At 72.8% G+C, this 6,741-nt stretch carries 6 protein-coding genes; 4 read left to right on the forward strand and 2 right to left on the reverse strand.

Annotated features, from left to right (window positions below; all coding sequences use genetic code 11):
* Nucleotides 1–14 precede the first annotated feature (14 nt).
* On the forward strand, nt 15–1,619 hold the full coding sequence (locus AB0I41_RS30660; RefSeq protein WP_357114073.1) for an ABC-F family ATP-binding cassette domain-containing protein: 1,605 nt from the start codon (nt 15–17) through the stop codon (nt 1,617–1,619).
* 57 nt (nt 1,620–1,676) lie between these two features.
* Here the strand turns inward: AB0I41_RS30660 and AB0I41_RS30665 are convergent, their stop codons facing one another.
* Nucleotides 1,677–2,279 (reverse strand): cadmium resistance transporter, encoded by a 603-nt coding sequence (locus AB0I41_RS30665; RefSeq protein WP_357114074.1) that lies wholly within the window; start codon nt 2,277–2,279, stop codon nt 1,677–1,679.
* 264 nt (nt 2,280–2,543) lie between these two features.
* Here AB0I41_RS30665 and AB0I41_RS30670 point away from each other — a divergent pair, with 264 nt between their 5' ends.
* From AB0I41_RS30670 to AB0I41_RS30680, 3 genes are all read left to right on the forward strand, one after another.
* Nucleotides 2,544–2,771, forward strand: a complete 228-nt coding sequence (locus AB0I41_RS30670) for a helix-turn-helix domain-containing protein (RefSeq protein WP_357114075.1) — start codon at nt 2,544–2,546, stop codon at nt 2,769–2,771.
* Between the two features lie 46 nt (nt 2,772–2,817).
* Nucleotides 2,818–3,585, forward strand: coding sequence for an enoyl-CoA hydratase/isomerase family protein (locus tag AB0I41_RS30675; protein WP_357114076.1), 768 nt, complete (start codon nt 2,818–2,820; stop codon nt 3,583–3,585).
* A gap of 113 nt (nt 3,586–3,698) precedes the next feature.
* Nucleotides 3,699–5,678, forward strand: a complete 1,980-nt coding sequence (locus AB0I41_RS30680; protein ID WP_357114080.1) for an ABC transporter ATP-binding protein — start codon at nt 3,699–3,701, stop codon at nt 5,676–5,678.
* A 97-nt stretch (nt 5,679–5,775) separates the two neighbouring features.
* Here AB0I41_RS30680 and AB0I41_RS30685 read toward each other — a convergent pair whose 3' ends face one another.
* Entirely contained in the window at nt 5,776–6,537 is a 762-nt protein-coding gene (locus AB0I41_RS30685; protein WP_357114077.1) for an SDR family oxidoreductase, read from the reverse strand.
* Nucleotides 6,538–6,741 lie beyond the last annotated feature (204 nt).

The raw sequence follows: 6,741 nt of genomic DNA on the forward strand, positions 1-6,741 counted from the left end.
AGCGAGTACCGGAAATGATCACTGCCACCGGCCTGGAGTTGCGCGCCGGCGCCCGGATCCTGCTGTCCGACACCACCCTGCGGGTGCAGCCGGGTGACCGGATCGGCCTGGTGGGCCGCAACGGCGCCGGCAAGACCACCACGCTGAAGGTGCTGGCCGGGGAGGGGCAGCCGTACGCCGGGCAGATCGACCGGCGCAGCGCGATCGGTTACCTGCCGCAGGACCCGCGTACCGGCGACCTGGAGGTCACCGGGCGGGACCGGGTGCTCTCCGCCCGCGGGCTGGACGTGCTCATGGCCCAGATGAAGGAGATCGAGGCCAAACTCGCCGACGACGCCGACGACAAGCTGGTCCGCCGCTACGGCGCGCTGGAGGATCAGTTCGCCTCCCTGGGCGGGTACGCCGCCGAGGCCGAGGCGGCCCGGATCTGCGCCAACCTCGGGCTGCCCGACCGGGCGCTCGCCCAGACCATCGGCACCCTCTCCGGCGGCCAGCGCCGCCGCATCGAATTGGCCCGGATCCTGTTCCGCGACGCCGGCGAGAACGGCGGCGGCATCCTGCTGCTCGACGAGCCCACCAACCACCTCGACGCCGACTCGATCACCTGGCTGCGCAGCTTTCTCGCCAACCACAAGGGCGGCCTGATCGTCATCTCCCACGACGGCGCGCTGCTGGAGTCGGTGGTCAACAAGGTCTGGTTCCTCGACGCCACCCGCTCGGTGGTCGACGTCTACAACCTGGGCTGGAAGGCGTACCTGGAGGCGCGGGAGACCGACGAGCGGCGCCGCCGCCGCGAGCGGGCCAACGCCGAGAAGAAGGCCGGGGCGCTGATGGCCCAGGCCGACAAGATGCGGGCCAAGGCCACCAAGACCGTCGCCGCGCAGAACATGGCCCGCCGTGCGGAGAAGCTGATCTCGGGGCTGGAGGAGGTCCGGGTCGCCGACAAGGTGGCCAAGGTGCGCTTCCCGACCCCGGCGCCGTGCGGCAAGACCCCGCTGACCGCCACCGGCCTGTCGAAGTCGTACGGGTCGTTGGAGATCTTCACCGACGTCAACGTCGCGGTGGACCGGGGCTCCCGGGTCGCCATCCTCGGCCTCAACGGCGCCGGCAAGACCACCCTGCTGCGGATGCTCGGTGGCCTGCTCACGTCGGACACCGGCGAGGTGCACGCCGGGCACGGGCTGCGGCTGGGCTACTACGCCCAGGAACACGAGACCCTCGACGTGCAGCGGACGGTGCTGGAGAACATGCGTGCCGCCGCGATCGAGCAGTCCGACACCGACCTGCGCAAGATCCTCGGCGCGTTCCTCTTCTCCGGCGAGGACGTGGACAAGCCGGCCGGGGTGCTCTCCGGCGGGGAGAAGACCCGGCTGGCCCTGGCCACCCTGGTCTGCTCCGGCGCCAACGTGCTGCTGCTCGACGAGCCGACGAACAACCTCGACCCGGTCAGCCGGGAACAGGTGCTCGACGCGATCGCCCGCTACCCGGGGGCCATCGTGCTGGTCACCCACGACCCCGGCGCGGTGCTCGCCCTCAAGCCGGACCGGGCCATCCTGCTGCCCGACGGCGACGAGGACGCCTGGAGCGACGACCTGCTCGAACTGGTCGAACTGGCCTGACCGCCCGCGGCCGGCGCGCGGTCACGGCGGCGCGGCGGCCGCGGGCGTCGAAAGCGTTCAGGCGGCCAGGTCTGCCAGGCGGGTCAGCACGCCGGAGGTGACCAGGATGACCAGGCCGACGCCGACGAAGATCATCGGGACCAGCCAGTGGCCGGCCCGGCCGACCAGCCGGACCACCCGGGGATGGCCGCCCAGCAGAGCGGCGACCGCGCACCAGAGCGCCACCAGTGCGGCGAAGACCAGCAGCCAGATCAGCCCGGTCGCCGGCTCCAGGGAGCGGAACACCGGCACGTAGACGGCGATGTTGTCCGCGCCGTTGGCGACGGTCACGCCGGCCACCCCGAGCAGGCTGCCGACCACCGCCGGTGGGGCCTCCTCGTCGGTGTGCGCCAACAGGGCTCGCAGGCCGAGCGCGATCGGCAGTAGGCCGAGCAGGCCGGTCCACGGGTCGGGCACCACGAGCAGTCCGGCCGCGACCACCACGGCCGTCGCGACCAGCGCGCCGATGCCCAGATACTGCCCGGCGACGATGTGCCAGGGGCGGGGGCGGCCGATGCCCCGCGCGGCCACGAAGAGCACGGTGAGTACGACGATGTCGTCCAGATTGGTCGCCGCGAACACCAGGGTCGCTCCGGCGGCGGCGGCGAGCGGGTCGGTCACGCCAGGCAGCGTACGGGCCGCCGGATGGGCTTCCGGCCGACCCGGGCGGCCGGGGCCGGGACTACCCCGTCGCGGGGCGCGGGGGCGTTCGCCGGGCGCCGGACGGCCTCCAGGGCGTCGATCGGCAGGATCACTCTATCGGGAAGCTGACATTGCATAGCGTGTCGGTTGGCGAAGAGTTGATATCTGGCGCATGATCGTTCGAGGCGGTCTAATAGGTGGGACCGTATCCGAACCGCACAGTCTGGGACGTGAGGACACAGCATGGCAGCCACTGGCACAGCCACCAGCACTGAGAAGGGTCGCCGGATCGTCGGAGCCGAGCGCCAGACGCTCGCCAAGGACCTGGTAAAGCGGTACACCTCGGGTGAGAGCATCCGCGCGCTCGCGGCCTCGACCGGACGTTCCTACGGGTTCATCCATCGGGTGCTCACCGAGTCCGGGGTGCAGCTGCGGCAGCGCGGCGGCGCTCGGCGCCGCAAGAAGGTGTGACCCGACCACCAGCGTCGTCCATCAACGTCGTGTTCCGGGCCGTCCGGTGATCGCCGAGACGACCGGGGTACGACTCGACTGCGACGGGCCGGTCGCGACGGTGACGTTGTGCCGGCCCGACGTGCTCAACGCCCAGACCCCGGCGATGTGGCAGGCGATGAGCGGCTTCTCCCGGGATCTTCCCGGCGACGTGCGCGTCGTCGTGGTGCGCGGCGAGGGGCGGTCGTTCTCCGCCGGCCTCGACCTGTCGGTGGCCGGCGCGTCCGGACCGGGTTCCTTCGCCGAGCTGGCGACCCTGCCCGAGCAGGAGTGCGCGGACCGGATCGCGGAGTTCCAGGGCGGCTTCAGCTGGCTGCACCGCCCCGACGTGATCTCGGTGGCGGCCGTGCAGGGGCACGCGATCGGTGCCGGCTTCCAGTTGGCGCTCGCCTGCGACCTCCGGGTGCTCGCCGAGGACGCCAAGCTCTCCATGGCCGAGGTGACCCTGGGCCTGGTGCCGGACCTCGCCGGGACGAAGCGTCTCGTCGAGCTCGTCGGCTACTCGCGGGCGCTGGAGATCTGCGCGACCGGCCGGCGGATGGACGCCGCCGAGGCCGACCGGATCGGGCTGGCCACGCTCGTCGTGCCCAACGCCGACCTGGCCGGCGCGGTCCGGGACCTCACCGCCGGGCTGCTGGCCAACCATCGGGATGCGGTGGTGGAGATCAAGGCGTTGCTCGCCGGTGCGGCCGGCCGTTCCCACGCCGACCAGCAGCGCGCCGAGCGGGAGGCGCAGACCCGCCGGCTGCGCGACCTCGCCGGACGGGGAGAATAGTAAGGACCGTTCGGGAAGATCCGGGTTACTACTGAGGTTGTCGTAGTCGTCGGGAGAATCGAACCCGACGGTGCGCGCTGCCCAGAGTTCGGAGGTGACCGATGTCCAACCCGATGTCCGGCGGGGGCATGACCGGGTGGAGCATGCTCCGGTCGATGCGCAGCCGCGACGAGGTATCCGCGCACCGGCTCAAGCGGGGCACCGCCCGGCGGATCGTCGCCTTCGCGGGGCCGTACCGGCGGGACATCGTCGTCTTCCTGATCACCGTGGTGATCGCCGCGATCATCGGGGTGGCCACCCCGGTGCTCGCCGGAAAGATCATCAACGCCATCACCCGGGGCGGCGCCGAGGCCGGGGCGATCGTGGTCCGCCTGGCGCTGGTGATCGCCGCGCTGGCGGTCGCCGACGCGCTCTTCTCCCTCGCCCAGCGGTGGTACTCGGCCCGCATCGGCGAGGGGATCATCCTCGACCTGCGTACCCAGGTCTACGACCACGTGCAGCGGATGCCGTTGCAGTTCTTCACCCGCACCCAGACCGGCGCGCTGGTCAGCCGGCTCAACAACGACGTGATGGGCGCCCAGCGGGCGTTCACCTCCACCCTCTCCGGCGTGGTCAGCAACGTCATCCAGCTGGTGCTGACCGCCGGGGTGATGTTCACCCTCTCCTGGCAGATCACCACGCTGTCGCTGGTCCTGCTGCCGATCTTCATCATCCCGGCCCGGCGGGTCGGGCGGCGGCTGGCCGAGATCACCCGGGAGTCGTACAACCTCGACGCCAAGATGAACGCGACGATGACCGAGCGGTTCGGCGTGGCCGGGGCGCTGCTGGTCAAGCTCTTCGGCTCGCCCGAGGTCGAGGCCCGCCGCTTCGCCGGCCGGGCCGAGCGGGTCCGCGACATCGGCATCCAGTCGGCCATGTACTCGCGGACGTTCTTCGTGGCGATGCTGCTGGTCGCCTCGCTGGCCCAGGCGCTGACCTACGGGCTCGGCGGTTGGCTCGCGGTCACCGGCGCGGTCAGCGCCGGCACGGTGGTCACCCTCGCGCTGCTGCTCACCCGCCTCTACGGCCCGCTGACCGCGCTGTCCAACGTCCGGGTGGACGTGATGAGCGCGCTGGTCTCCTTCGACCGGGTCTTCGAGGTGCTCGACCTGCGCCCCGGCATCGAGGAGAAGCCGGGCGCGGTGCCGGTGCCCCGCGGCAACGGGCGGGTCGAGTTCCGCGACGTCCGGTTCCGCTACCCGGCCGCCGCCGAGGTGTCGCTGGCCTCGCTGGAGGAGGTCGCCACCCTCGACCGTACGGTCAACGAGCCGGTGCTCAAGGGCGTGTCGTTCACCGTCGAGCCGGGCCAGATGGTGGCCCTGGTCGGGCCCTCGGGCGCCGGCAAGTCGACGCTGTCCATGCTGATCTCCCGGATCTACGACGTCACCGACGGCGAGGTACGCGTCGGCGGCGTGGACGTCCGCGACGCCACCCTCGCCTCGCTGCGCGACGAGATCGGCGTGGTCACCCAGGACGCGCACCTGTTCCACGAGACGATCGCCGAGAACCTGCGCTACGCCAAGCCGGACGCCACCGACGACGAGATCTGGGCGGCGTTGGCGGGCGCGCAGGTCGCCGACCTGGTCCGCGCCCTGCCCGACGGGCTGGAGACGATGGTCGGCGAGCGGGGCTACCGCTTCTCCGGCGGCGAGAAGCAGCGCATCGCCATCGCCCGGCTGCTGCTCAAGGCGCCGTCGATCGTGATCCTCGACGAGGCCACCGCCCACCTCGACTCCGAGAGCGAGGCCGCCGTGCAGCGGGCGCTGGCGGTGGCGCTGACCGGCCGTACCGCACTGGTGATTGCGCACCGGCTCTCCACGGTGCGCGACGCCGACCAGATCCTGGTCCTCGACGACGGTCGGATCGTGGAGCGGGGCCGGCACGACGAGCTGGTCGCGGTCGGCGGGCTCTACGCCGAGTTGTACCGCACCCAGTTCGCCGTCGCCGACTCGCCGGCGCCGTACGCGGCGGCGGAGCCCGAGCCCGTGATCACCACGGTGCCGCTGGGCACGTACGTCGCCCAGGAGGCGATGCCCCCGGCCGCGGCCAACTAGCCGGCGACGGTCGCCCGGGTGGGCGATCCGCCGCAGGTCGGGCCCGGCGATCCGCCAGCGGTCGGGTCCGGGACGTCGGGCGTGCGGGGTGCCGGGCTCACAGGCCGCGCAGCGCGCCGCCGTCGACCGGCACGGTGACCCCGGTCAGATAGCTCGCGGCGGGAGAGAGCAGGAACGCGGCCACCCGGCCGAACTCCGCCGGATCACCGATCCGGCGCAGCGGGATGCCGGCCTCCGCCTCTGCCCGGGCCGCCTCGGCGTCCCCGGTGGCAGCGAGAAGCTCCCGGTTGCGGTCGGTCATGATCCGTCCGGGCAGCAGACCGAGCACCCGTACGCCGCGCGGGCCGTACTCGTCGGCCATGTCCTTGGCCACCCCGGCCAGGCCGGGACGCAGGCCGTTGGAGATGCCGAGGCCGGGCACCGGGCTGCGGGCCGAGGTGGACAGGACCAGCCCGATCGCGCCGCCATCGGTGAGCGCGCCGGCCACCGTACGGGCGGTGCGGACGCTGCCGAGGAAGACCGTCTCGAAGGACTGCCGCCACTGCTCGTCGGTCACCTGACCGGCCGTGCCGCGGGGCGGGCCGCCGACCGAGACCAGCGCGCCGTCCAGCCGGCCGAAGTGCTCCCGCGCCGCCGCCACCAGCTGCTGCGGCGTCTCCGGGTCGGCCAGGTCGGCGGTGAGCCCGGTGGCGTGCCGCGGACCGCCGAGCCGCTCGACGGCCTCGGCGACCAGCTCCGGGGCGCGGGCCGAGACGACCACCCGCGCGCCGTCGGCCACGAGGCACTCGGCGGTGGCGAAACCCAGGCCCCGGGAGGCGCCGGTCAGCACGTACACCCGGTCGGTGAGTCCGAGATCCATACATCCGATCCTGCCGTACGGGGGCCCGACGCATCCGGGTGGGTGGTCAGCGCCGGGCGGGGCGCAGCAGGCGTACCCGACCGGCGAGCTGGACCGCGACGGCGCCGCCGGTCCAGGAGGTCCCCGCCGTGACGACTACACCCCCGGCGGTCCGCAGGGCATCCCCGCGCACCCGCCGGCCGGCCACCCCGGCCGCGCCCGACC

Origin of the sequence: Micromonospora sp. NPDC050200, assembly GCF_040656135.1 — a bacterium.
Lineage (GTDB): Bacteria > Actinomycetota > Actinomycetes > Mycobacteriales > Micromonosporaceae > Micromonospora.

Coding starts and splice junctions, on each gene's coding strand:
- AB0I41_RS30660 (WP_357114073.1), top strand. CDS start 15: ATGATCACTGCCACCGGCCTGGAGTTGCGCGCCGGCGCCCGGATCCTG.
- AB0I41_RS30670 (WP_357114075.1), top strand. CDS start 2,544: ATGGCAGCCACTGGCACAGCCACCAGCACTGAGAAGGGTCGCCGGATC.
- AB0I41_RS30680 (WP_357114080.1), top strand. CDS start 3,699: ATGTCCGGCGGGGGCATGACCGGGTGGAGCATGCTCCGGTCGATGCGC.
- AB0I41_RS30685 (WP_357114077.1), bottom strand. CDS start 6,537: ATGGATCTCGGACTCACCGACCGGGTGTACGTGCTGACCGGCGCCTCC.